Genomic DNA, 1,166 nt, shown 5'->3' with positions numbered 1-1,166 from the left:
CTAGTCACCTGGAACCAAAGTAAGCTTCATTTTGTTTGGCTCCTGTCACAAGAGCAGGAGTTTGATCGATGGTTGGCAGGCAGGCGGACCTCGTCGTTGTGAGCGACGCGGACAGAAATTTCCTCGAATCTCAGGTGCGCCGGCATAAAGCGGCACGCTCGTTGTCGGATCGATGCCGGATGGTCTTGCTGTGCGCGCAGGGTTTGCAAAGCAAGGACGTTGCCGAACGCCTGGGTGTTCACGAGCACACGGTTGGCAAGTGGCGCCGCAGGTTCGTACAGGATGGTATTGAAGGGCTGACAGATGAATATCGTGCCGGTCGACCGCGAACTGTCTCCGATGCCCAGGTTGCTCAGGTCGTCGAGCGTACGTTGAACGTCACTCCCAAGGATGCCACGCACTGGTCCATCCGTTCGATGGCAGCCGACAGCGGCCTCTCGCATACCACCATCCGTCGGATCTGGACCGCATTTGGCCTGCAGCCGCATCGTGCCGAGACATTCAAGCTTTCCTCAGATCCGCTCTTCGTCGATAAGGTGCAGGACATCGTCGGCCTTTATATGTCGCCACCGGACCGGGCGATCGTGCTATGCGTGGATGAGAAATCGCAAATCCAGGCATTGGATCGCGAGCAGCCGGTTCTGCCTATGGCACCGGGCGTCGCCGAACGGCGCACCCATACCTATGTCCGCAACGGCACGACTTCTCTGTTCGCCGCGCTCGACATTGCCACTGGTGCGGTGATCGGTCATTGCTACAAGCGTCACCGGGCCACTGAATTCCTCGACTTCCTGAAGCGGATCGACGCCGAAATGCCCAGTGGGCCGGACGTGCATCTGGTGATGGACAACTATGCGACCCACAAGACGCCCAGAATCAAGGCCTGGCTCGCGCGCCGCCCACACTGGCATGTTCACTTCACGCCAACGTCGGCATCCTGGATCAATCAGGTCGAGCGGTGGTTTGCAGAGCTGACGCGAAAGCAGTTGCAGCGCGGCGTACACCGTTCCACCGCAGAACTGGAAGCCGACATCGACGCCTTCATCGAAACCCACAACGAGAACCCCACCCCGTACAAGTGGGTCAAATCCGCCGACCAAATCCTCGCGTCGGTCAAGCGCTTCTGCCAGAAGACAATGAACCGAACTTCAGATTCAGGTGACTAG

The 1,166-nt window shown here is 58.7% G+C and carries 1 protein-coding gene; it reads left to right on the top strand.

The features are described 5' to 3' along the window. Positions 1-68 precede the first annotated feature (68 nt). On the top strand, positions 69-1,166 hold the full coding sequence (locus AC1DF8_RS36205) for an IS630 family transposase (protein WP_478157613.1): 1,098 nt from the start codon (positions 69-71) through the stop codon (positions 1,164-1,166).

It is taken from the genome of Rhizobium sp. 05N49, assembly GCF_056396805.1.
The sequence above is the reverse complement of the archived record's forward strand: the minus strand, read 5'-3'. Positions and strand labels throughout refer to the sequence as shown.